At 67.4% G+C, this 22,597-nt stretch carries 23 protein-coding genes; 20 read left to right on the plus strand and 3 right to left on the minus strand.

Annotated features, from left to right (window positions below; all coding sequences use genetic code 11):
* Positions 1-47: 47 nt before the first annotated feature.
* Entirely contained in the window at positions 48-398 is a 351-nt protein-coding gene (locus E3T22_RS12060; protein WP_088455741.1) for a DUF1844 domain-containing protein, read from the minus strand.
* Between the two features lie 294 nt (positions 399-692).
* On the opposite strand from E3T22_RS12060, the gene infC reads away from it, so the two are divergent.
* The 19 genes from infC to E3T22_RS12155 all read left to right on the plus strand — a co-directional run bounded on the left by infC (position 693) and on the right by E3T22_RS12155 (position 19,381).
* Positions 693-1,277 carry a translation initiation factor IF-3 gene (infC, locus tag E3T22_RS12065; protein WP_084020755.1) on the plus strand — a complete coding sequence of 195 codons (585 nt, stop codon included), beginning with the start codon at positions 693-695 and terminating at the stop codon, positions 1,275-1,277.
* A complete protein-coding gene (gene rpmI / locus E3T22_RS12070) occupies positions 1,270-1,464 on the plus strand; it encodes a 50S ribosomal protein L35 (protein WP_066594389.1) in 195 nt (64 codons plus the stop codon). The genes infC and rpmI overlap by 8 nt, the downstream gene beginning before the upstream one ends.
* A 27-nt stretch (positions 1,465-1,491) precedes the next feature.
* On the plus strand, positions 1,492-1,878 hold the full coding sequence (gene rplT, locus E3T22_RS12075) for a 50S ribosomal protein L20 (protein WP_088455742.1): 387 nt from the start codon (positions 1,492-1,494) through the stop codon (positions 1,876-1,878).
* A 107-nt stretch (positions 1,879-1,985) separates the two neighbouring features.
* On the plus strand, positions 1,986-2,786 hold the full coding sequence (locus E3T22_RS12080; protein ID WP_088455743.1) for an RNA methyltransferase: 801 nt from the start codon (positions 1,986-1,988) through the stop codon (positions 2,784-2,786).
* A gap of 160 nt (positions 2,787-2,946) precedes the next feature.
* Positions 2,947-3,675, plus strand: coding sequence for an amino acid ABC transporter ATP-binding protein (locus tag E3T22_RS12085; protein WP_174776253.1), 729 nt, complete (start codon positions 2,947-2,949; stop codon positions 3,673-3,675).
* Positions 3,676-3,711: 36 nt separating this feature from the next.
* Positions 3,712-4,581: a glutamate ABC transporter substrate-binding protein gene (locus E3T22_RS12090; protein ID WP_134480659.1), complete on the plus strand. Its 870-nt coding sequence runs from the start codon at positions 3,712-3,714 to the stop codon at positions 4,579-4,581.
* Between the two features lie 113 nt (positions 4,582-4,694).
* Entirely contained in the window at positions 4,695-5,342 is a 648-nt protein-coding gene (locus E3T22_RS12095; RefSeq protein WP_088455746.1) for an amino acid ABC transporter permease, read from the plus strand.
* Positions 5,339-6,262, plus strand: coding sequence for an amino acid ABC transporter permease (locus E3T22_RS12100; protein ID WP_103480082.1), 924 nt, complete (start codon positions 5,339-5,341; stop codon positions 6,260-6,262). The genes E3T22_RS12095 and E3T22_RS12100 overlap by 4 nt, the downstream gene beginning before the upstream one ends.
* Positions 6,263-6,321: 59 nt before the next feature.
* Positions 6,322-7,362 carry a phenylalanine--tRNA ligase subunit alpha gene (gene pheS / locus E3T22_RS12105; RefSeq protein ID WP_088455748.1) on the plus strand — a complete coding sequence of 347 codons (1,041 nt, stop codon included), beginning with the start codon at positions 6,322-6,324 and terminating at the stop codon, positions 7,360-7,362.
* Positions 7,362-9,896 (plus strand): phenylalanine--tRNA ligase subunit beta, encoded by a 2,535-nt coding sequence (pheT, locus tag E3T22_RS12110; protein WP_134480660.1) that lies wholly within the window; start codon positions 7,362-7,364, stop codon positions 9,894-9,896. Before pheS ends, pheT begins: the two co-directional genes overlap by 1 nt.
* Positions 9,897-10,164: 268 nt before the next feature.
* Positions 10,165-11,208, plus strand: coding sequence for an N-acetyl-gamma-glutamyl-phosphate reductase (gene argC, locus E3T22_RS12115; protein WP_134480661.1), 1,044 nt, complete (start codon positions 10,165-10,167; stop codon positions 11,206-11,208).
* Entirely contained in the window at positions 11,205-12,386 is a 1,182-nt protein-coding gene (gene argJ / locus E3T22_RS12120; RefSeq protein WP_134408904.1) for a bifunctional glutamate N-acetyltransferase/amino-acid acetyltransferase ArgJ, read from the plus strand. The genes argC and argJ overlap by 4 nt, the downstream gene beginning before the upstream one ends.
* A 14-nt stretch (positions 12,387-12,400) precedes the next feature.
* The gene (gene argB, locus E3T22_RS12125; protein ID WP_088457930.1) at positions 12,401-13,339 is read left to right on the plus strand and encodes an acetylglutamate kinase; all 939 of its coding nucleotides are present in this window, start codon (positions 12,401-12,403) and stop codon (positions 13,337-13,339) included.
* A complete protein-coding gene (locus tag E3T22_RS12130; RefSeq protein WP_134480662.1) occupies positions 13,336-14,541 on the plus strand; it encodes an acetylornithine transaminase in 1,206 nt (401 codons plus the stop codon). Before argB ends, E3T22_RS12130 begins: the two co-directional genes overlap by 4 nt.
* 63 nt (positions 14,542-14,604) lie before the next feature.
* Entirely contained in the window at positions 14,605-15,534 is a 930-nt protein-coding gene (gene argF / locus E3T22_RS12135; protein WP_134480663.1) for an ornithine carbamoyltransferase, read from the plus strand.
* Between the two features lie 60 nt (positions 15,535-15,594).
* On the plus strand, positions 15,595-16,794 hold the full coding sequence (locus tag E3T22_RS12140; protein ID WP_088455754.1) for an argininosuccinate synthase: 1,200 nt from the start codon (positions 15,595-15,597) through the stop codon (positions 16,792-16,794).
* Positions 16,795-16,802: 8 nt separating this feature from the next.
* Entirely contained in the window at positions 16,803-18,239 is a 1,437-nt protein-coding gene (argH, locus tag E3T22_RS12145; protein ID WP_103459410.1) for an argininosuccinate lyase, read from the plus strand.
* Between the two features lie 43 nt (positions 18,240-18,282).
* Positions 18,283-18,876, plus strand: a complete 594-nt coding sequence (locus E3T22_RS12150; RefSeq protein WP_134480664.1) for a DNA-3-methyladenine glycosylase — start codon at positions 18,283-18,285, stop codon at positions 18,874-18,876.
* Positions 18,877-18,940: 64 nt separating this feature from the next.
* Positions 18,941-19,381 (plus strand): OsmC family peroxiredoxin, encoded by a 441-nt coding sequence (locus tag E3T22_RS12155; protein WP_088455757.1) that lies wholly within the window; start codon positions 18,941-18,943, stop codon positions 19,379-19,381.
* Between the two features lie 85 nt (positions 19,382-19,466).
* Here the strand turns inward: E3T22_RS12155 and E3T22_RS12160 are convergent, their stop codons facing one another.
* Positions 19,467-20,090 carry a hypothetical protein gene (locus E3T22_RS12160; protein ID WP_088455758.1) on the minus strand — a complete coding sequence of 208 codons (624 nt, stop codon included), beginning with the start codon at positions 20,088-20,090 and terminating at the stop codon, positions 19,467-19,469.
* On the minus strand, positions 20,087-20,770 hold the full coding sequence (locus tag E3T22_RS12165; protein ID WP_198414995.1) for a DNA-binding protein: 684 nt from the start codon (positions 20,768-20,770) through the stop codon (positions 20,087-20,089). Before E3T22_RS12165 ends, E3T22_RS12160 begins: the two co-directional genes overlap by 4 nt.
* Positions 20,771-20,911: 141 nt before the next feature.
* On the opposite strand from E3T22_RS12165, the gene tyrS reads away from it, so the two are divergent.
* On the plus strand, positions 20,912-22,213 hold the full coding sequence (gene tyrS, locus E3T22_RS12170; protein ID WP_134480665.1) for a tyrosine--tRNA ligase: 1,302 nt from the start codon (positions 20,912-20,914) through the stop codon (positions 22,211-22,213).
* Positions 22,214-22,597 lie beyond the last annotated feature (384 nt).

The raw sequence follows: 22,597 nt of genomic DNA on the forward strand, positions 1-22,597 counted from the left end.
GCACCGGACGCACATGTCTGATTCGGCAACAGTTGCGGGGGACGGAGCTAGTTGACCGGGCCGGTGAACTTCTCGCCGGGGCCCTGGCCGATGGGGTCCGGGATGGTCGACGCCTCGCGGAACGCCAGCTGCAACGACCGCAGCCCGTCGCGCAGGCTCCGCGCGTGCATGTCCGAGATATCGGGGGCGGATGCCGTGATCAGGCCGGCGAGGGCCGTGATCAACTTGCGCGCCTCGTCCAGGTCGATCTGCGTGTCGGGGTCGTCGGCGAGGCCCACCTTGACCGCCGAGGCGCTCATCAGGTGCACCGCCGCGGTCGTGATGATCTCCACCGCCGCCACATCCGCGATGTCTCTCGTGGCCTGGCCGGACTGGTCCTGATCGTAATTGTCGCTCACTGGTTTCCTCTGCTATGCTTACCCGGGCTCCGAGATGAAAGTCTCGGTACGAAAGTGGATAATCTCCCACCCGCGCTTGACCGCTTCATAAAGGTTACCGGGTTGTTTGCACTCCGCCGTCGCTCGCTGGTTTCCAGCTTGCACGGTAGATAGGGTGCCGTACGTGGTTGATGAGTGACGGAACAAGGAAATGTTCCCGATCCCAGGAATTGCGCGCGCGATTGTCTCCTCTTCGTCTCCGGACGACATCCGTTGTCAGGCTGTAGCCACGATGCTTGAGTAGAGGAGAGACGCATCAGCGATCCCCGTACAAATGACCGTATCCGCGTCCCCGAAGTCCGTCTCGTTGGTCCCAACGGCGAACAGGTTGGGGTCGTGGCGATTGATGTCGCCCTGCGCCTGGCACAGGAGGCTGACCTCGATCTGGTCGAAGTAGCCCCCACGTCCAAGCCGCCGGTCGCGAAGATCATGGATTACGGCAAGTTCAAGTACGAAGCTGCGCAGAAGGCGAAAGAAGCCCGGCGCAACCAGGCGAACACGATCCTCAAAGAGGTTCGTTTCCGTCTCAAGATTGATAAGCACGACTACGAGACCAAGCGCAAGCGCGCCGAAGGCTTCCTGAAGGCCGGCGACAAGGTCAAGGCCATGATTCTGTTCCGTGGCCGTGAACAGTCCCGTCCCGATCAGGGTGTACGTCTGCTTCAGAGATTTGCCGAGGATGTCGCGGAATTCGGTTCTGTGGAATCGAGCCCGACCATCGACGGTCGAAACATGGTCATGGTGATTGGCCCGCTGAAGAACAAATCAGAGGCCAAGGCAGAGGCCAATGCACATAGAGCTGCAGATAAAGCAGCCAAACAGGAGGAAAAGAATGCCTAAGCAGAAGACCCACTCTGGGACAAAGAAGCGTTTCAAGGTCACTGGCTCCGGCAAGATCATGAAGCAGCAGGCCGGACTTCGCCACAACCTCGAGGTCAAGAGCACGCAGCGCAAGTCCCGCCTGAACCAGGACCAGGTTCTCGCCAAGGCCGACGTCAAGGCCATCAAGAAGCTTCTCGGCCACTAGGCCCCGTACCCCTAAAGGAATTAGAAAATGGCAAGAGTAAAGAGGGCCGTAAACGCCCACAAGAAGCGTCGCGTAATCCTTGAGCGCGCACAGGGTTACCGCGGTCAGCGTTCACGCCTGTACCGCAAGGCCAAGGAGCAGGTCACTCACTCCCTCGTCTACAGCTACCGTGACCGTCGTGCACGCAAGGGTGACTTCCGTCGCCTGTGGATCCAGCGCATCAACGCTGCGTCCCGTGCGAACGGCCTGACCTACAACCGCCTCATCCAGGGCCTCGCCCTGGCCGGCATCCAGGTTGACCGTCGCATCCTCGCCGACCTCGCCGTCACCGAGCCCGCCACCTTCGCGGCCATCGTTGAGAGCGCCAAGGCAGCACTGCCCGCTGACACCTCCGCAGCCAAGGTTGCCAAGTAGTCACACCTGCTTGTTTCACGGGAGCGACCATCACTGATGGTCGCTCCCGTTTTGCGTACCCGGCGGCGCATTAGATGGCCGGGGTGCCCGGCACCTAAACTGGGTGCATGCTAGATAACCCCCGATCTCCTCGCGTGCGTGCCGTCGCGAAACTTGCGAACCGAGCCGCCCGCTCCGAGACGGGACTGTTCCTCCTCGAGGGTCCGCAGGCCGTCTCCGAAGCCCTCACCTTCCGCCCCGAACTCGTCGTGGAGTTGTACGCCACTCCCACGGCCCTCGAGCGCTACACCGAGATCGGCGATGCCGCGGTCGCCGCCGGCGTGGACGTGGAATTCGTCACCGAGCAGGTGCTCGAGACGATGGCCGACACCGTCACCCCGCAGGGCTTCATCGCGGTGTGCCACCAGTTCCCCACCTCGATCAAGAAGATCTTCGCCAACGAGCCCAAGCTCATCGCCATCCTCGAAGAGGTGCGCGATCCCGGCAACGCCGGCACCATCATCCGGGCAGCGGATGCGGCGGGCGCCGACGCCGTGATCTTCACCGGCCGCAGCGTGGACCTGTACAACCCCAAGGTGGTGCGCTCCTCCACCGGTTCGATCTTCCACCTGCCCGTCGCCGTTGGCGTCACTCTCACCGATGTGCGTGAGCGGGCGAAGTTCGCCGGCATGCAGATCCTCGCCGCCGACATCAAGGGCGAGGACCTGCTCGCGGCCCGCAATAGCGGCCTACTCGCCGGGCCCACCGCCTGGTTGTTCGGCAATGAGGCCCGCGGTCTCACCGAGGAAGACCTGGCCATGGCGGACCGTTCGATCAGCGTTCCCATCTACGGTCACGCGGAATCGATGAACCTGGCGACGGCCGCTTCGGTGTGTCTCTACGAAAGCGCGTTCTCGCACCGCCCTTAGCATCTTTCCCGGTCGGGCGTCTATTACGTTTGGGTTACCGACCGGGTTAAAGCTGCGGTAAAGGTGGTCGGTCTGGCAGCACGGGCCTAAGTTGGAGGGTATGGAGCCAACAGACGCATCACCGGCGACGTCCAACATCACCGTGCGCCGGGGCGAACCCCTGGTCGTCATGACGGACGTCAACAAGCACTACGGGGAACTGCACGTTCTGAAGAACATCAATGCCACCGTCACCCGCGGCGAGGTCGTGGTGGTCATCGGTCCCAGCGGCTCGGGCAAGTCCACCCTGTGCCGGGCCATCAACCGGCTCGAGACCATTGACTCCGGCTCGATCACCATCGACGGCATGGAACTGCCGGCCGAGGGCAAGGCCCTCGCCCATCTCCGGGCCGACGTGGGCATGGTATTCCAGGCGTTCAACCTCTTCGCGCACAAGACCGTGCTCGAGAACGTGACGCTCGGCCCCATCAAGGTGCGCGGCATGAGCAAGGCGGACGCCGAGAAGAAGGCCATGGCGTTGCTCGAACGCGTCGGGGTTGCCAACCAGGCCAAGAAGATGCCATCCCAGCTCTCCGGTGGCCAGCAGCAGCGTGTGGCCATCGCCCGGGCCCTGGCCATGGACCCCAAGGTGATCCTGCTCGACGAGCCCACCAGCGCGCTCGACCCCGAGATGATCAATGAGGTGCTCGAAGTGATGGTCAACCTCGCCAATGAGGGCATGACCATGATCGTCGTCACGCACGAGATGGGCTTCGCCCGGAAGGCCGCCGATCGGGTCATCTTCATGGCCGAGGGTGACATCGTCGAGGAAACCACCCCGGAGAAATTCTTTACCAACCCCCAGAGCACGAGAGCGAAGGACTTCCTCTCCAAAATACTTGCCCACTAATCTGTCGGCGAGACACACAGCACACAGGAGGAAACCATGAGACGCAACAAGGGTCTAATGATCTCAGCCATCGCTCTGGCCGGAGCGTTCGCGCTGAGCGGCTGCACCGATTCGGGCGCAAGCACGCCGTCCGCGGCACCCGTGGAAGAGGTGACCTTCGATGAGGGCACCACCATGGCGGCGCTGAACGAGGCCGGCGAGATCACCATCGGCACCAAGTTCGACCAGCCGCTCTTCGGCCTCAAGGGCCCGGATGGGGACCCGGTCGGCTTCGACGTCGAAATCGGCAAGCTCATCGCATCGAAGCTCGGCATTGAGGCGTCGGGCATCACCTGGACCGAGACCGTGTCCGCTAACCGCGAGCCGTTCATCCAGAACGGTGACGTCGACCTGGTCGTCGCCACCTACACGATCAACGACGCGCGCAAGGAAGTTGTCTCCTTTGCCGGCCCGTACTACGAGGCTGGACAGGATCTCCTCGTTCTCGCGGGTAACGAAGCTGACATCGCCGGACCGGAGGACCTCGCTGACAAGAAGGTTTGCACCGTGAGCGGTTCGACGTCGGAGAAGAACATCGCCGCGTACACGACCAACGTCATCGCGACCGACACCTACTCCAACTGCCTCGGCCCGCTGCGCAGCGGCGAGGTCGACGCAGTCACCACCGACAACGTGATCCTGGCCGGCCTCGCCGACCAGAACGCCGGTGAGTTCGAGGTTGTCGGCAACCCGTTCACCGCGGAGCCCTACGGCATCGGCCTGGCCAAGGACGACACCGAGTTCCGCAACTTCATCAACGACGTTCTTGAAGAAGCCTACGAGGACGGCACCTGGGCCGAGGCCTGGGAGGGCACCGCGGGCTCCGTGCTCGAAACGCCTGAGCCGCCGGCGGTCGACCGCTACTAGCACCACCGCACCGACCGATCGGGGTGGCCGCACCGGCCACCCCGATCGGCAGTTTTTCCGCTTTTGAAACACCCAGACCCAACTGAAGACCAACACAGAAGAGGAGGTGAGTCATGGACGCAGTCATCGAAAACCTGCCGCTCTTTCTGGAAGGCTTCCGGAACACGCTCGGGTTGCTGATTCTCTCCGGCATCGGCGCGCTCGTGCTCGGAACCATCGTCGCCGCCCTGCGAATCTCGCCCATCGCATCGTTCCGCGGATTTGCAACCGTCTACACCGAAATCGTGCGGAACACCCCGCTCACCCTCGTGCTGTTCTTCTGCGCCTTCATGCTGCCGTACCTGCAATTCTCGCCAGGCTACTTCCCCCTCGCCGTGATCGGTCTGACGGTCTATACCTCGCCGTTCATCGCCGAGGCGCTGCGCTCCGGCATCAACGGGGTCCCGGTCGGCCAGGCCGAGGCGGCACGCAGCGTCGGCCTCACCTTCGGACAGTCGTTGTCCTACGTGATCATGCCCCAGGCCATCCGCATGGTGATCCCGCCTCTGATCAACGTTCTCATCGCACTCACGAAGAACACCTCCGTCGCCGGCGCCTTCTTCGTCTTCGAGCTCTTCGGGGCAGCCCGCCGGGTCGTCAACGACCGCGGCGACGCCGTCATCGCGATCCTGCTCGCCGTGGCGTTCTTCTACCTGATCATCACGATCACGCTCGGGCAGATCGCCGCCCGGGTGGAAAAGAAAGTTGCGGTGCTGCGATGACCTCGGTCCTGTACGACGCGCCGGGGCCCAGGGCCCGCGCCCGTTCCAGAGTCATTTCCGTTGTCGGTATCGTGATCATCCTCGCGGGCCTGGCCCTGCTGGTGCTCGCCCTCGGCGCCCCCAAGCCCAACGCCAACGGCGCCGTGCAGCCCGGTCTCTGGGACCCGACCCGATGGGACGTCTTCACCGACGTCCAGGTGTGGCGATCGATCGGCGAGGGCGTGCTCGCCACGTTACGCATGGCCGGCGTCGCCGCCGTGATCGCACTGGTGCTTGGCGTCGTGTTCTCCTTCGCCCGCGCGGCCGACCACAAGGCCATCGCGATCCCGGCTGCGATCATCCTCGAGTTCGTCCGCGGGATGCCCGTCCTGCTGATGATGCTCTTCATCCTGCTGGTCTTTTCCAGCGGTCAATACTGGGCCGGTGTCGCAGCCCTCGGCCTGTACAACGGCGCAATCATCGGTGAGGCGCTCCGAGCGGGCATCCAGTCGCTGCCACGCGGTCAACGCGAAGCCGGCCTCGCCATCGGCCTGACCCCGTTGTCGACCCGGTTCCGCATCGAGTTCCCGCAGGCGTTCCGTCAGATGCTGCCGATCATCATCGCGCAGCTCGTGGTGCTGCTCAAGGACACCTCGCTGGCCTTCGTCGTCGGCTACAGCGAACTGTTGCGCGTCGGCGCGCGCAACCTGCCGGACTACTTCGGTAACCGGTACTTCTTCTCCTTCTTCCTCGTAGTCCTCGTGATCTACCTGGCCATGAACCTGTCCCTGTCGTGGTTCGCGCGGTTCATCGCCCGGCGTTCAGGCCCCAAGTCAGGCAAACTGATCGGCCCCATGGCGCCGGAGCCGATTCCCGATAGCTCACTGAGTGCGGGTGCCGGTGTAGGTGCCGGTGCCGACGGCGGAGACTCCGGCCGCTGACCCGACCACGTTGTGCCCGGCCGCAGCCCACCCGCGGCCGGGCACTAAACTTGGGTCTCGTGTCTGCCCCCACTGAAATATCCGAACCCGTTGTCACCGCGGCCGTCGACGCCGCCCTCGCGGCCATCGACGCCGCGACTGACTCCGTCGCCCTCAAGGCCGTGCGCTCGGCGCACGTCGGCGAGGCCTCGCCGCTGGCCGCGCTGAACGCCCTCATGCGCAGCGTGCCCGGCGACCAGAAGGCCGCCGCCGGGAAGCTCGTCGGCCAGGCCCGCGCCCGGGTGAACCAGGCGCTGGGCGCCCGCGAAGCCGCCATCGTCGAAGCCGAGGCCACCGCCCAGCTCGCCGCTGAAGCCGTCGACGTCACCGCCGCCGCCTCCACTTGGCGGGCCGGCGCGCGCCATCCGCTCACCCTGCTGCAGGAACGCGTTTCTGACGTGTTCGTGGGCATGGGCTGGGAGGTCGCCGAAGGACCAGAGCTCGAGAGCGAGTGGTTCAACTTCGACGCGCTCAACTTCGACGAGGACCACCCGGCCCGCGCCATGCAGGACACCTTCTTCATCGACCCGCCCGAGGCGCACCTGGTGCTGCGCACCCATACCTCGCCCGTGCAGCTGCGCGCGCTGCTCGGCACCGAGCCGCCCGTGTACCGCATCGCGCCCGGCCGGGTCTACCGCACCGACGAGCTCGACGCGACCCACACCCCGGTGTTCCACCAGATCGAGGGCATCGCCGTGGACAAGGGCCTCACCATGGCGCACCTGCGCGGCACCCTCGACCACTTCGTCAAGGCCCTGTTTGGCGACGAAGCCAAGGTGCGCCTGCGCCCCAACTACTTCCCGTTCACCGAGCCGAGCGCCGAGCTCGACCTCTGGCACCCCACCTTCAAGGACGGTGCCCGCTGGATCGAGTGGGGCGGCTGCGGCATGGTCAACGCCAATGTGCTGCGCTCCGCCGGCCTGGACCCCGAGGTCTACTCCGGATTCGCGTTCGGCGTCGGCGTCGAACGAGCACTGATGTTCCGCAACGATGTGAAGGATATGCACGACATGGTCGAAGGCGACGTTCGGTTCAGCCAGCAGTATGGGATGGCCGTCTGATGCGCGTTCCCCTGAGCTGGCTTGGCGAATTCGTCGACCTCGAACCCGGCACCACCCCCGAAGCCGTGCACGCCGCCCTGGTGAGCGTGGGCCTGGAAGAAGAAGAGATCCACCGCTTCGAGTTGACCGGACCCATCGTGGTCGGCCAGGTTCTCGAGTTCGTCGGTGAGATGCAGACCAACGGCAAGACCATCAACTGGTGCCAGGTGCGCGTCGCCGCGGACGGCGAACTCGCCGCCGACGGCGGCCCCGCCATTCACGGCATCGTCTGTGGCGCGCACAACTTCGTCGTCGGCGACAAGGTCGTCGTGACCCTGCCCGGCGCCGTGCTGCCCGGCCCGTTCCCGATCGCGCCGCGCAAGACCTACGGCCACGTCTCCGACGGCATGATCGCGTCGGCCCGTGAGCTCGGCCTCGGCGACGAGCACGCCGGCATCCTGGTGCTCGGCGACCTCGGGCTCGACCCCGAGGTGGGCACGGATGCGATCAGCCTGCTGGGCCTGGACGACTCCGCCGTGGAGATCAACGTCACCCCCGACCGCGGCTACGCCTTCTCGATCCGCGGAGTGGCCCGCGAGTACTCGCACGCCACCGGAGCGACCTTCCGCGACCCGGCCCTGGCCGTCACCGCGACAGCGTCCACCGAGGTCTTCCCGGTCTCGATTGAGGACACCGCCCCGATCCGCGACCGCATCGGCGCGAGCGTCTTCGTCACCCGCGTCGTGCGCGGCGTCGACCCCACCCGGCCGTCGCCGGCCTGGCTGATCGCCCGGCTCAAGCTGGCCGGGATCCGTTCGATCTCGCTGATCGTGGACATCACCAACTACGTGATGATCGAACTCGGCCAGCCGATCCACGGCTACGACCTCGACAAGCTCACCGGCGGCCTCGTCGTGCGTCGCGCGCAGCCCGGCGAGAAGCTCGTCACCCTCGACGACGTCACCCGCACCCTCAACCCCGAAGACCTGCTGATCACCGACGGGTCCGGCCCGATCGGCCTCGCCGGTGTGATGGGCGGCGCGACCACCGAGATCGGCGCAGGAACCACCAACGTGCTGATCGAAGCCGCGAACTTCGACCCGGTGTCGATCGCACGCACCGCCCGCCGGCACAAGCTGCCCAGCGAAGCGTCCCGCCGGTTCGAGCGCGGCGTCGACCCCGAGGTTGCCGCCGTGGCTGCCGGCCGGGTGGTGCAGCTTCTCGTGGAACTCGCCGGGGGAGTGGCCGACGGACTCGGCTCGCTGCACGACGCCACCCCGGAGCGTGCCCCGATCGACCTGCCCACCGGCTTCGTCTCCGGCCTGATCGGCTTGGAGTACACCCGCGAGGAGGTGCGCACCTCGCTGGCCGAGATCGGCGCCTCGATGACCGAGACCGCGACCGGCCTGGCCGTGACCGCGCCGAGTTGGCGTCCGGACCTCACCGACAAGTGGACCCTCGCCGAGGAGGTCGCCCGCATCGTCGGATACGACCGCATCCCGTCTGTGCTACCCATCGCCCCGCCCGGCCGCGGCCTCACCCGCACCCAGCAGCTCAAGCGCTCGGTCGCCACGGTGCTCGCCGCCACCGGACACACCGAGGTGCTGGCCTACCCGTTCGTCGCCGAGAAGGCGAACAACCTGTTCGGCGACCCCGCCAGCAGCACGGTTCCGCAGATCAAGGTCGCCAACCCGCTCGACGGCGAGGCCCCGTTCATGCGCACCTCGATGCTGCCCGGCCTGCTGCAGATCGCACACCGCAACCTGTCCCGCGGCTCGACCGACCTGGCGATCTTCGAGCTCGGCTCGGTCTTCCGCCCGGTCGAGGGCGTCAGCTACGGCAGCACCATCGTGCCGCCGGCCGCGGTGCGGCCCAGCGCCGAACTCGAGGCGAAACTGAACGCCGGCATCCCGCCGCAGCCGTTCACCGCCGGTATCGTGCTGCTCGGCAACACCGTGCGGCACCAGCCCGGCCAGGCACCCATCGCCGCATCCTGGCAGGACGCCCTCACCGCCGTAGCGCAGATCGGCCTCGCGGTCGGCCTGCCGATCCTGGTGCGCCAGGGCACCCACCAGGCCATGCACCCCGGCCGCACCGCCGAGCTGTTCGTGGCCACGGATGCCGGCGAGCTGTCGGTGGGCTTCGCGGGCGAACTGCTGCCCGCCGTGGCCCGCGGCGCCGACCTGCCCGCCGTGGTCGCGGTCGTCGAGCTCAACCTGTCCGCGGTCTTTGCCCAGGTCACCGGGGAGCTGCAGGCCACCGTGATCGGCACCAAGCCCGCCGCCACCCAGGACCTCTCGCTCGTGGTGGGTGTGCAGGTTCCGGCCAGGGACGTGCTCACGGCCGTGCGGGAGGGCAGCGGCACGTTGCTGGAAAGCATCGAGCTGGTCGACGACTACCGCGGAACGGGCATCGAGGCCGGGCAGAAGTCGCTCACCTTCGCGCTGCGGTTCCGGGCGCCGGACCGCACCCTCACCGCCGCAGAGGCCAGCGACGCGAAGCTGGCCGGCGTGCAGCTCGCCGCCGCCCGCTACGGAGCGCACCTACGCGAATAATTTCGACGCTGCCGAGCCCTGCCGTCACTCCTTTCGCCGAACCGGGTTGATCCGGTCGGGCTGCGTGGCGGCAGGTCTCGAGCGTGGCGGCACGTCCCGAGTGCGGCGGCACGTTTTGGTGCGCGTGCCGCGGGGACTTGCGCGTGCCGCGGGGGTTTGCACGTGCCGCGGAGACTTGCGCTTGCCGCGGGGACTTGCGCGTGCCGCGGGGCTTCATTGGGCAATGCGCGATTGTCGGGCTGTGCTGGCGGCCGGGTAGGTTTGGTCCATGGTCTTTTCGGTAGCGGTTGCGGGCGCCAGCGGGTATGCGGGCGGTGAGCTGCTGCGTTTGCTGGCCGCTCACCCCGATTTCGAGGTGCGCACGGTCACTGCGCACAGCAACTCCGGCCAGCGCCTGGTCGACGTGCAACCACACCTGCGCTCACTGTCCCACCTCGTGCTGGCCGACACGGATGCGACCACCCTGGCCGGCCACGACGTCGTCTTCCTCGCCCTCCCGCACGGCGCATCCGGGGCACTGACCACCCAACTGAGTGCCGACACCCTCGTGGTGGACTGCGGCGCGGACCACCGCCTCGAGAGCGAGGCCGACTGGGCCGCGTTCTACGGCGGCGACTACTTCGGCGCCTGGGCCTACGGTGTGCCCGAACTGCCCGTCGCCGGCGGCCGGCAACGTGACCGGCTGATCGGCGCCCGCCGCATCGCCGCGCCGGGCTGCAACGCCAGCACGGTCGCCCTCGCCCTGGCCCCCGGCATCCTCGCGGGCGTGATCGAACCGGCCGACATCGTCGCCGTGCTCGCCGTCGGCCCCTCCGGCGCCGGTAAGAGCCTCAAGGTGCCCAATCTCGCCGCCGAGATCCTCGGCTCCGCCAACCCCTACGCCGTCGGCGGCAGCCACCGGCACATCCCCGAGATCCAGCAGAGCCTGCGCTGGGCCGGCGCGACCGGGCCCACCGTGTCGTTCACCCCGGTGATCGTGCCGATGTCGCGCGGCATTCTCGCCACCTCGACGGCCCGCCTGGTACCTGGCACCAGCGCCGCCGCCGTGCGCCACGCCTGGGAATCCCTCTACGCCGACGAACCGTTCGTGCACGTCCTGCCGACCGGACAGTTCCCGCGTACCGCCGACGTTCTCGGCGCCAACACCGCCCTCATCGGCCTCGCGATCGACGAAGCCGCCGGCCGGGTGGTCACGGTCACCGCCGTCGACAACCTCGTCAAGGGCACCGCCGGCGCCGCCATCCAGTCCGCCAACATTGCCCTGGGGCTGCCCGAAACCCGGGGTCTCAGCACGAATGGAGTTGCCCCGTGAGCGTCACCGCCCCCGCCGGATTCGCCGCCGCCGGCGTCACCGCCGGCCTCAAGAAGTCCGGTGGCCTCGACCTGGCCATCGTCGCCAACCTCGGCCCGCTCGCCAACGCCGCGACGGTGTTCACCAGCAACCGGTGCAAGGCCAACCCGATCATCTGGAGCCAGCAGGTGATGAGCGACGGCCGCGTCAGCGCCATCGTCCTCAACTCCGGCGGCGCCAACTGCTACACCGGCAGCATCGGCTTCCAGACCACCCACGCCACGGCCGAGGCCGTCGCCGAACAGCTCCAGGTCTCCTCCGGCGACGTTCTGGTCTGTTCCACCGGCCTGATCGGGGAGCAGCTCGACCTCGGCAAGATCACCGCGGGCGTCTTCGACGCCGGCGTGGCACTCAAGGACGCCGCCGCATCATCCGCCTCCGCAGGCCTCGCCGCCGCGCAGGCGATCATGACCACCGACACCCGGCCCAAGCAGGCCACCCAGGTGTCCCCGGCCGGCTGGACCATCGGCGGGATGGCCAAGGGTGCCGGGATGCTCGCCCCCGGCCTGGCCACCATGCTCGTCGTGATCACCACCGACGCCGTCCTGTCCTCCGCACAGCTGGATGCCGCGTTGCGGCAAGCCACCAGAGTCACCTTCGACAGGCTCGACTCCGACGGCTGCATGTCCACCAACGACACCGTCAGCCTGCTGGCCTCCGGCGCCAGCGGCGTCGACGCGGACCCCGAAGAATTCACCACCGCGCTCACCAACCTGTGCCGCGACCTGACCCTGCAGCTTCAGGGCGACGCCGAGGGCGCCTCGCACGATGTGGCTATCGAGGTTTGTAACGCCGCGTCCGAAACCGAGGCCGTCACGGTGGCCCGCGCCGTGTCGCGCAGCAATCTGTTCAAGGCCGCGATCTACGGCAACGACCCCAACTGGGGCCGGGTGCTCGCCGCGGTGGGCACCATCCCCGAGGCCGACGCGGCATTCGACCCGTATGGCATCGATGTGGCCATCAACGGCATCCAGGTCTGTACGGCGGGCGAGCCGGACCAGCCGCGCGAGCTGGTCGACCTCACCCCGCGCGCCGTTTCGGTGGTCATCGACCTGCACGCCGGCACCGCGGGCGCCACGATCTGGACCAACGACCTCACCCACGACTACGTCGAAGAGAACAGCGCGTACTCCAGCTGATGAGCACCGAGCCGATGAGCACCGCCACTCCCGCCACACCGCCACAGGTTCCCACCCTCGACGACGTCGACAACACCCCCGCGGAGGCGAAGGTCAAGGCCGCCACGCTGATCGAGGCCCTGCCCTGGCTGAAGAAGTTCCACGACCAGATCATCGTCGTCAAGTTCGGCGGCAACGCCATGGTCAGCGAGGAACTGCAGCGCGCGTTCGCCGAGGACATGGTGTACCTCCGCTACGCGGGCATCCGCCCCGTCGTGGTGCACGGCGGCGGCCCGCAGATCTCCGCGATGCTCGCCCGCCTCGGTATCGAGAGTGAATTCCGCGGTGGCTACAGGGTCACCACCCCCGAGGCCATGGACGTGGTGCGGATGGTGCTCACCGGACAGATCAACCGCGACCTGGTCAGCCACATCAACGCGCACGGCCCCCTCGCCGCCGGCCTCAGCGGCGAAGACGCCGGCCTGTTCCGCGGACGCCGCCGCGGTGTCGTCATCGACGGCGAAGAGGTGGACCTCGGCCTGGTCGGTGACGTGATCGGCGTCGATCCCGAGGCCGTGCACGCGCAGCTGAGCGCCGGCCGGATTCCGGTGGTCTCGTCGATCGCGCCGGACGTTGAGGTGCCGGGCCAGTCGCTCAACGTCAACGCGGATGCCGCCGCCGCGGCCCTCGCCGTGTCTTTGAACGCCGCCAAGCTCGTGATCCTCACCGACGTGGCCGGCCTGTACAGCGACTGGCCCAACCGCGACTCTCTCGTGTCGGTCATCGACGTCGATGCGCTCCGCACCCTGCTTCCCGATCTCGAATCGGGAATGATCCCCAAGATGACAGCCTGCCTGGACGCCGTCGAGGGCGGCGTCGCCAAAGCGGCGATCATCGATGGTCGAGTGCCGCACTCGATCCTGGTCGAAATCTTCACCGGAAGCGGTATCGGTACTGAGGTGGTTCCCGCATGACCCTGCACGAACGCTACGCAGACGCAATGATGAAAACCCTGTCGCCCCCGCTGGCCGTGCTGGTGCGCGGTGAGGGCTGCTACGTCTGGGACGAGAACGGCACCAAATACCTCGACTTCCTGGCCGGCATCGCCGTCAACTCCCTCGGCCACGCCCACCCCGACATGGTCGCCGCCGCCCAGCAGCAGATCGGCACCCTCGCGCACATCTCCAACTACTTCGCCTCGCCGTCGCAGATCGAGCTGGCCGAGCGGCTCAAACGCCTCACCGGTGCGGGCGACGCCGGCCGGGTCTATTTCTGCAATTCCGGAGCCGAGGCCAACGAGGCCGCGTTCAAGCTCGCCCGGCTGAACACCGCCGGCGGTCGCCGCAGCCGGATCCTCGCGCTGAACGACTCGTTCCATGGCCGCACCATGGGCGCGCTCGCCCTCACCGGCAAGCCGCTGATGCGCGCCCCGTTCGAACCCGTTCCCGGTGGTGTGCAGCACATCGAGACCAGCATCGCCGCCCTCGAGCGTGAACTGGACGACACCGTCGCCGCACTGTTCCTCGAACCCGTCAAGGGTGAGGCCGGCGTCATCGACCTGCCGGAGGGCTACCTGCGCCGTGCCCGCGAGCTCTGCACCCAGCACGGCGTGCTGCTCATCATCGACGAGGTGCAGACCGGCGCCGGCCGCACGGGCAAGTGGTTCGCCTACGAACACTCCAACGTGGTGCCGGATGCCGTCACTGTCGCCAAGGGCATCGGTGGGGGAGTGCCGATCGGAGCGCTCGTCACCTTCGGCGACACGAGCGACCTGTTCCTCCGCGGCCAGCACGGCTCCACCTTCGGCGGTAACCCGTTCGTCACGGCCACCTCCAATGCGGTGCTGGGCGTCATCGAACGCGACGACCTCGTCGGCAACGCCGCCCGTCGCGGCGAGGAGATCCGTGAGCTCATCGTCGGCATGGATTCGCCCCTGATCAGTGAAGTGCGTGGCCGCGGGCTGCTGCTGGGCATCGGCCTGAGCGAACCGGTGGCCCTCAAGCTGGCCGCCGCCGCGCTGGTTGAAGGCCTGATCGTGAACGCCGCGAACGAATTCAGCATCCGGATCGCACCGCCACTGATCGTCGGTGATGCCGAGCTGGCCGACTTCGACGAGCGTTTTCGGGCGGCCCTGGCCCGTGTGACCAGTTCGGGTCTCGTGCCCGCCACTAGGTAACCCGCCACGAGATAAGGTGGAGGAATCCCGCATTACACCTCAGAATTCAGCGAAAGTGACCCCGTGACCCGCCATTTCTTGCGCGACGACGACATTTCTCCGGCCGAACAGGCCGAGATCCTCGATCTGGCCCTGGAACTGAAGCGAGACCGATTCTCGGTCCAGCCGCTGGCCGGACCGAAAACTGTCGCTGTGATCTTCGACAAGTCCTCCACCCGCACCCGGGTCTCGTTCGCCGTCGGCATCGCCGACCTCGGCGGCAGCCCGTTGATCATCAGCACCGCGAGCAGCCAGCTCGGCGGCAAGGAAACCGCCGCTGACACTGCCCGGGTGCTCGAGCGTCAGGTCGCCGCGATCGTGTGGCGCACCTACGGCCAGGCCGGACTTGAAGAGATGGCCCTGAACACCACGGTGCCCGTGGTCAATGCGCTCTCCGACGACTTCCACCCCTGCCAGTTGCTCGCGGACCTGCTCACCATCCGGGAGCACCGCGGCGACCTCGCCGGTCAGACCCTGACCTTCCTCGGTGACGGCGCGTGCAACATGGCGCAGTCCTACCTGCTCGCCGGGGCGACTGCCGGCATGCACGTGCGCATCGCCTCGCCGGCCGGGTACACACCCGACCCGCAGGTCGTCGCCGACGCGGAGGCCATCGCCGCCCAGACCGGCGGTTCCGTGGCCCTGTTCACCGACCCGGCCGCGGCCGTTGCCGGCGTTGATGTCGTCATCACCGACACCTGGGTGTCGATGGGCAAGGAAGAGGAAAAGGCCATCCGGCTCGGCTCCCTCGGCAGCTACCGCGTCGACGCCGACCTGATGGCCCTGGCCAAACCCGACGCGCACTTCATGCACTGCCTGCCGGCCGACCGTGGTTACGAAGTCACGGCCGACGTCATCGACGGTCCGCAGAGCATCATCTGGGACGAGGCGGAAAACCGCCTGCACGCCCAGAAGGCGCTGCTCGTCTGGCTGCTCGCGCACAACGCGCGCTAACCGCCGGCTCGCACGCACCACCAATAAACTTGAATCACGCAAAACTTATGAAGGAGAACCATGGCTGAGCGGGTTGTACTGGCATATTCCGGGGGCCTTGACACCTCGGTGGGCATCGGCTGGCTGAAGGACGCCACCGGCAAAGAGGTCGTCGCACTGGCTGTCGACGTCGGACAAGAGGGCGAGGACATGGATGTCATCCGACAGCGCGCCCTCGACTGCGGCGCCGTGGAGTCGATCGTCGTCGACGCCAAGGACGAATTCGCCAACGACTACATCGTCCCGGCGCTCAAGGCCAATGCGCTGTACCAGAAGCGGTACCCGCTGGTCTCCGCGATCAGCCGCCCGCTGATCGCCAAGCACCTCGCCGCCACCGCCCGCGCCCTCGGCGCCGACAGTGTCGCGCACGGCTGCACCGGCAAGGGCAACGACCAGGTGCGCTTCGAAGCCGCCGTCACCGCCCTGGCTCCCGAGCTCACCTCGCTCGCTCCGGTGCGCGACTTCGCGCTGACCCGCGACAAGGCAATCGAGTACGCCGCGCTGCACAACCTGCCGATCGCGCAGTCGAAGAAGAGCCCGTACTCCATCGACCAGAACGTCTGGGGTCGCGCCGTCGAGACCGGCTTCCTGGAAGACCCGTGGAACGCGCCGATCGAGGACCTCTACACCTACACGCAGGACCCGTCCATCCCGCGTGAGGCCACCGAGGTCATCATCACCTTCGACCAGGGTGTTCCCGTTGCCGTTGACGGCAAGCCGGTCACCCCGCTCGAGGCCGTGGTGCTGCTGAACAAGCTCGCCGGCGACCAGGGTGTCGGCCGCATCGACATCGTCGAAGACCGTCTCGTGGGCATCAAGAGCCGCGAGGTCTACGAGTCCCCGGCCGGAATCGCCCTGATCACGGCGCACGAAGAGCTCGAGAACGTCACCGTCGAGCGCGACGTCGCCCGCTACAAGCGCGGCGTCGAAGCCAAGTGGAGCGAGCTCGTCTACGACGGCCTCTGGTTCTCCGGCCTGAAGAAGTCGCTGGACGCCTTCATCGACGACACCCAGAAGTACGTCTCCGGCGACATCCGGATGACGCTGCACGCCGGCACCGCCGTCGTCACCGGGCGTCAGAGCAAGCAGAGCCTGTACGACTTCGACCTGGCCACCTACGACACCGGCGACTCGTTCGACCAGTCGATGGCCAAGGGCTTCATCGAGCTGTGGAGCCTGCCGAGCAAGATCGCGGCCCGCCGCGACCAGGCCGCGAAGTAGGTCCCGGCATGACCGGCGACACGAGCATCAACCGTGCGGGTGAGGCGGGCGCCCTCTGGGGCGGCCGCTTCGCCGGCGGACCGTCGCCGGAGTTGGCGCGCCTCAGCAAATCCACCCATTTCGACTGGCAGCTGGCCGGGTACGACATCCGCGGGTCGCGCGCCCACGCGCGTGCCCTGGCCGCTGCCGGCTACCTCACCGAGGACGAACTGGCCGGCATGCTCGCCGGCCTGGACACCCTCGATGAGGCCGTCAACGATGGCCGGTTCCAGCCGGCCCCGACCGACGAAGACGTGCACTCGGCGCTGGAGCGCGGGCTGATCGACATCGTCGGCACCGAACTCGGCGGCAAGCTGCGCGCCGGCCGCAGCCGCAACGACCAGGTCGCCACCCTGGTGCGGATGCTGCTGCGCGACCACGCCGCCGTCATCGCCCGGCTCGTCGTTGACCTCATCGACGCCCTCGCCGCGCAGGCCGAGGCGAACGAGACCGCCATCATGCCCGGCCGCACGCACCTGCAGCACGCGCAACCGGTGCTGCTGGCCCACCACCTCTTCGCGCACTGCTGGCCGCTGGTGCGCGACCTCGAACGGTTCACCGACTGGAACAAGCGGGCGAATTTCTCCCCGTACGGCTCCGGCGCGCTGGCCGGCAACACCCTCGGCCTCGACGCGACCCTCATCGCCACCGAACTCGGGTTCGGCGCCGTCGTGGAGAACTCCATCGACGGCACCGCCAGCCGCGACCTGGTGGCCGAATTCGCCTACATCACGGCGCAGATCGGCATCGACCTGTCCCGCCTGGCCGAGGAGATCATCCTCTGGAACACCCGCGAGTTCGGTTTCGTCACCCTGCACGACTCGTACTCCACGGGGTCGTCGATCATGCCGCAGAAGAAGAACCCCGACATCGCCGAGCTCGCGCGCGGTAAGTCCGGTCGGCTGATCGGCAACCTCACCGGGCTGCTCACCACTCTCAAGGGCCTGCCGCTGGCGTACAACCGCGACCTGCAGGAGGACAAGGAGCCGGTTTTCGATTCCATCGAAACCCTCGAGGTGCTCCTGCCCGCGTTCACGGGCATGATCGCCACGATTACCTTCCACACCGAGCGCATGGCCGAGTTGGCGCCGCAGGGCTTCTCGCTGGCCACGGATGTTGCGGAGTGGCTGGTGAAACGGCACGTCAGCTTCCGGGACGCGCACGAGATCACCGGCACCCTGGTGAAGGTCGCCGAGGCCCAGGGCCTCGACCTGCACGAGATCGACGACGCCGGACTCGCGGAGATCTCGCCGCACCTCGTTCCCGAGGTGCGCGAGGTGCTCACCATCCAGGGCTCGGTCAACCGCCGTGACGGCCAGGCCGGCACCGCGCCCGTGCGCGTCGCCGAGCAGCGCGCCGCCCTGGTGGCCCGGGTGCATTCCCTGGCCACGGCGTTGGCTCGCTGAGCGTACCGCTGAGCACCGGCACGCCCCGACGAAAACGCTGCGGATGACCGTCGACCCTGACCTGTTCGCCCGGGGCGCGGTCGACGTGGCTCCGCTGCTGCTGGGCGGCCTGCTCCGGCACGGCGACACCGTGCTGCGCATCACCGAGGTGGAGGCGTACCTGGCCGGAACGGACCCCGGCTCGCACGCCTTCCGTCGGCGCACCGATCGAAACACCACCATGTTCGGGCCGCCGGGTCACCTGTACGCGTACTTCAGCTACGGCATGCACGTGTGCGCCAACATCGTCTGCTCTCCCGAGGGCGAGGCGTCGGCGGTGCTGCTGCGGGCCGGCGAGATCGTGGCGGGCCACGAGGCGGCTCGCGCCCGTCGCGGTCCGACGGTGGCTGTGCGGGACCTGGCGCGCGGTCCGGCCCGCCTCACCCAGGCGTTGGGAATCGGGCTGCACCAGGACGGTGCCGACCTCGGCGCCGAACCGTTCGAGCTGAGCCTGGCCGAGGAGGCTCCGGCGGTGCAGACCGGCCCGCGGACCGGAGTGAGCGGCCCCGGCGGCGGCACCGAGTACGCCTGGCGGTTCTGGATTCCGGGGGACCGGACGGTGTCCGCGTACCGACGGCATCCGCACGCACTCCAATGATTCTCATACCTACCGGCCAGTTACTCTGGCTATCCCCAGAAAAGCGACACAGAAGGAAGCATCAATGCCCACACGTACCGCCCGCACAGCCTGGACCGGAACTCTCGACGACGGCGCAGGCCAGGTCGAACTGACGAGCTCGCAGCTCGGCACCCACGACGTGTCGTTCCCCCGGCGCGCCGCTGACGACGCCAATGGGATCACCAGCCCTGAGGAACTGCTCGGCGCCGCCCACTCCGCCTGCTACTCCATGCAGCTCTCCGCCGAACTGGCCGCCAGTGGCGGAACCATCGAGGCCCTGGACGTCTCCGCGGATGTCACCCTCGGTGCCGACCCCGCCGGTGGCTTTCGCCTCACCGGCATCCACCTCACCGTCTCCGGTGAGGTTTCCGGCATCGACAGTGAGACCTTCCTCGCCGCGGCGCAGGCCGCGAAGGAGAACTGCCCGGTCAGCAAGGCGCTCACCGGCGTGGAGATCACCCTCGACGCGGTGCTCGAAGACTAAGCACCCCGCAACCAACAAGCCCGGCCCGCAGGATGATCCTGCGGGCCGGGCTTGTATTCATGTGTGCGGGCGGCCGCAGCCGGCGTCAGGACTGCGCGAGGCTCACAAGGATGGCGCAGGCGCACGCCCAGATGAGGCTGGCGAATGTACCGATGATGAACCGTTCGCGCGCCTCAGAGGATGCCAGCTCGGTGAAACGGCCGACGCCCTTGATCGCGACGACAACGGCGAGGGCCTCGGGAAAGCCCGCCAGGATGGCGCCGGCGACGGCCAAACGCTCCAGGATGCCGATGGTGAGACCGCCGCGCAGCACCTCGTGCACCGCAGTCGACGGGACCGCATCGCCGACGGATGCCGTGTCGGCGGCGGGGGAGGACTCGGTGCCGACGAGGATGCCGCCGTGGCTGCCGGGCGCCACCGAGTTCTTCGTGGCCAGCTGCAGGGCCAGTACGGCGGCCGGACCGCCGCCGATCACGGCCAACGCCAGCGCGGCCAGGCCGATGACCACCCCGAAGACCACCGGCGCCTCCCCGAGGGGGAGGGCGGCGAGCAGCAGGGCCCCGCCCAACGCCCCGGCCGACGCGATCGCGAACGGCTGCTTACCCAGCCGGAAGGCGAGGACGGCCAGGATCAACGAGGCCATTGTGACCAGGAGCAGGAGCACCCAGTACAGGTACTGCACGACGTCGAGGGAAGTCAGGGCATTCATCGGCGGAGGCCATCCATTTCACTGGTGTCGCTGTCGTGGGTGTCGTTGTCGAGGGTGTCACTGGTGAGGGTGCCACTGTCAAGATTGTCTAGCAGCCTAACCAGTGCCCGGTGCGCGGCGCGCTCCACCTTCCACTGCGCGCTTTTCACCCGCTGGCTCACCGCGGCCGTGGAGATGCCGAGCCTGCGGGCGATGTCGGTCTGCGCGAGCCCGTTCTCGAGCAGGTCCACCGCCTCCCACCCCTCACCGCTGCGGCGCTGGCGCAGCAGGAGCAGCATCGTCACGAGTGCCTCCACTTCCGTGGCTGTCGAAGTTCCGGGCCGGTCCGCGGCGGGCGGGGTGTCCAGCGCGAAGCGGGCCTCGGCCCGTTTGGCCCGGGTCACCGCGGCCCTGGCGGCGATGAACGCGTCACCCGTGGCCTGCCGGGTGGTGGCCGGCAGCGGGGTACGCACCGGGCCGACGCCCACCCCGACGCTCCAGAATCCGGTGCGGTGCAGATCGAGCAAAATAGCGAACGCGTCGGCGGCCGTGCCGACGAGGAGCTGGATCTCGTCGCCGGAGGTCTGGTCGGGGGGCAGCGTGAAAGCCTCGGCGTGGCGCTGCACCAACTCGGCGATCATGTCGCTGGCGCGATCACGATCATGGCGGCTGTCGATTTGATCGGCGGTAATCACAAACATGGGTTAAGCCTCCGTCCTAATCACAGCCTAATCAAGCTTCAAGCATTAATCCAGCTGTATTTAGCTTCAGGGCTTGATATCCGGCCCGTGTCGGAGGCTGAATCCCGAGAACCCGGCCGCCTGCGCTGGTAATCTGGCTTCGTGTCAGACCCCAGCATCCTTGCTCAGCAAGCCAACGATCCCACCTTCGCCGACGTCTGGGAGGAAATCTCCTGGCGTGGCCTGGTCCACGTTTCCACCGATGAGTCGGCGCTGCGCGCCCTGCTCGCCGGAGACCCGATCACGTACTACTGCGGCTTCGACCCCACCGCGGCCAGCCTGCACCTCGGCAACCTGGTTCAACTCCTGCTGATGCGTCGGCTGCAGCTAGCCGGCCACCGGCCGCTCGGCCTCGTCGGCGGTTCCACCGGGCTCATCGGCGACCCGCGCCCCACGGCGGAGCGCACGCTGAACACTCCGGAGGTCGTCAACGAGTGGGTCGGCTACCTGCAGGCTCAGGTCACCCGCTTCCTCAGCGCCGAGGGCGACAACGCCGTCACCCTGGTGAACAACCTCGACTGGACGGCGCCGCTGTCGGCGATCGACTTCCTGCGCGACATCGGCAAGTACTACCGGGTGGGCACCATGCTCAAGAAGGATGCGGTGAGCGCACGGCTCAATTCCGACGCGGGCATCAGCTACACCGAGTTCAGCTACCAGGTGCTGCAGGGCATGGACTTCCTCGAGCTCTACCGCAGCCACGGCTGTGTGCTGCAGACCGGGGGCAGCGACCAGTGGGGCAACCTCACCAGCGGCACCGACCTCATCCACCGCGCGGAGGGCACGAGCGTGCACGCGATCGGCACCCCGCTGATCACGAACACCGACGGAACCAAGTTCGGCAAGAGCGAGGGGAACGCGGTATGGCTGGATCCCACTCTCACGAGCCCGTACGCGATGTACCAGTTCTGGCTGAACACCGACGACGCCGACGTCATCGCCCGGCTCAAGATCTTCACGTTCCTCACTCGCGTGCAGATCGATGCGCTCGAGGAGCTGGTGGACACCGAGCCGTTCAAGCGCGAAGCCCAGCGCACCCTCGCCTACGAGGTGACCAGCCTGGTGCACGGTGTCTCGGCGACGGATGCGGCCATTCGGGCCACGCAGGCCCTCTTCGGTCAGGGCGAGCTCGCCGATCTTGATGCCGAAACCCTCGAGTCGGCGCTTCGGGCGCTGCCGAACACCACGACGTTCCCGCAGGCGCAGGTGATGCAGCTACTCGTGGACACCGGACTGACCAAGAGCCTGGGTGAAGCCCGCCGCGCGATCGGCCAGGGCGGCGTTTACCTGAACAACGTGAAGGTCACCGATGAGACGGCCACCGTTGAAGGATCGGTCCTGCCCGGGGGAGTGGCTGTGCTCCGTCGTGGCAAGAAGACCCTCGCCGGCGTTTTCGTCGAATAGGCCCCGCCCGCCCGCTGTGTGACCGGCAGGTTACGACCGCATTGCGGGCGGGTGTCTATCTGCGACACGCCCGGGATGCTCCCGGGATTGCGGGGCATTCGGAACCCGCGTAATGTCATCTCTTGTCACCCCACAGGTGCGGAAAGCCGAAGAGCTTCCCGGCCTCAAGCGGGACCACTTCCAAGTGTTGGCAGCGAATTCATTCGGATGCCGGACTTGACGGAAACAGAACAACATCGAAGTGCCTCAGTGCAAAGGTCAATTGACCGGCGGCTGGGTGCGTCCGATCCTTGAGAACTCAACAGCGTGCACAATGTCAAATGCCAAAAACCTCGGTCGTAGGGTCCCTTTCTAGGGGATACCGCGAAAGAGATTCCTTTGGAA

Origin of the sequence: Cryobacterium sp. TMB3-10, from assembly GCF_004402305.1 — a bacterium.
Taxonomy (GTDB): Bacteria; Actinomycetota; Actinomycetes; order Actinomycetales; family Microbacteriaceae; genus Cryobacterium; species Cryobacterium zongtaii.

What these genes read in the sequence shown, in the direction of transcription:
- rpmI (WP_066594389.1), top strand. Translation starts at nt 1,270, where the DNA reads ATGCCTAAGCAGAAGACCCACTCTGGGACAAAGAAGCGTTTCAAGGTC.
- rplT (WP_088455742.1), top strand. Translation starts at nt 1,492, where the DNA reads ATGGCAAGAGTAAAGAGGGCCGTAAACGCCCACAAGAAGCGTCGCGTA.
- E3T22_RS12080 (WP_088455743.1), top strand. Translation starts at nt 1,986, where the DNA reads ATGCTAGATAACCCCCGATCTCCTCGCGTGCGTGCCGTCGCGAAACTT.
- E3T22_RS12090 (WP_134480659.1), top strand. Translation starts at nt 3,712, where the DNA reads ATGAGACGCAACAAGGGTCTAATGATCTCAGCCATCGCTCTGGCCGGA.
- E3T22_RS12095 (WP_088455746.1), top strand. Translation starts at nt 4,695, where the DNA reads ATGGACGCAGTCATCGAAAACCTGCCGCTCTTTCTGGAAGGCTTCCGG.
- E3T22_RS12100 (WP_103480082.1), top strand. Translation starts at nt 5,339, where the DNA reads ATGACCTCGGTCCTGTACGACGCGCCGGGGCCCAGGGCCCGCGCCCGT.
- pheT (WP_134480660.1), top strand. Translation starts at nt 7,362, where the DNA reads ATGCGCGTTCCCCTGAGCTGGCTTGGCGAATTCGTCGACCTCGAACCC.
- argC (WP_134480661.1), top strand. Translation starts at nt 10,165, where the DNA reads ATGGTCTTTTCGGTAGCGGTTGCGGGCGCCAGCGGGTATGCGGGCGGT.
- argB (WP_088457930.1), top strand. Translation starts at nt 12,401, where the DNA reads ATGAGCACCGCCACTCCCGCCACACCGCCACAGGTTCCCACCCTCGAC.
- E3T22_RS12130 (WP_134480662.1), top strand. Translation starts at nt 13,336, where the DNA reads ATGACCCTGCACGAACGCTACGCAGACGCAATGATGAAAACCCTGTCG.
- E3T22_RS12140 (WP_088455754.1), top strand. Translation starts at nt 15,595, where the DNA reads ATGGCTGAGCGGGTTGTACTGGCATATTCCGGGGGCCTTGACACCTCG.
- argH (WP_103459410.1), top strand. Translation starts at nt 16,803, where the DNA reads ATGACCGGCGACACGAGCATCAACCGTGCGGGTGAGGCGGGCGCCCTC.
- E3T22_RS12150 (WP_134480664.1), top strand. Translation starts at nt 18,283, where the DNA reads ATGACCGTCGACCCTGACCTGTTCGCCCGGGGCGCGGTCGACGTGGCT.
- E3T22_RS12155 (WP_088455757.1), top strand. Translation starts at nt 18,941, where the DNA reads ATGCCCACACGTACCGCCCGCACAGCCTGGACCGGAACTCTCGACGAC.
- E3T22_RS12160 (WP_088455758.1), bottom strand. Translation starts at nt 20,090, where the DNA reads ATGAATGCCCTGACTTCCCTCGACGTCGTGCAGTACCTGTACTGGGTG.
- E3T22_RS12165 (WP_198414995.1), bottom strand. Translation starts at nt 20,770, where the DNA reads ATGTTTGTGATTACCGCCGATCAAATCGACAGCCGCCATGATCGTGAT.